The organism is Pseudomonas sp. SIMBA_068, from assembly GCF_046534705.1.
Lineage (GTDB): Bacteria > Pseudomonadota > Gammaproteobacteria > Pseudomonadales > Pseudomonadaceae > Aquipseudomonas > Aquipseudomonas putida.
Map to the genome: position 1 here is coordinate 1 of NZ_JAWRYI010001268.1, position 247 is coordinate 247.

General features: G+C 61.5%; 1 protein-coding gene. It reads right to left on the minus strand.

Going from position 1 to position 247, the window contains the following annotated elements; genetic code table 11:
- Positions 1-247 (minus strand): hypothetical protein (locus SB756_RS33635; RefSeq protein ID WP_410913708.1); only part of this gene is annotated, 247 nt, incomplete at both ends.

Consider the following 247-nt stretch of genomic DNA (forward strand, 5'->3'; position numbering starts at 1 on the left):
CGTCTCGATATACTCCGGCGCAAAAAACTCAGGCGCACCGTGCGGACCATAAATGACGCGCAGCGTGCGCACCGTGGCAAGCTCTGTTTGCAGTCCGACGGGCAGTTCCGTTCCGGTTGCGCTCGCAGAACGCGGAGCGAGATGCAGCACGTCACCGCTACGCAGTGCCCGTCCGGCATGTCCGCCAAACTGACCAAGGGTGAAGGTGCTTTTGCTGCCTAAATAGTCCGGCACCTGAATGCCGCCG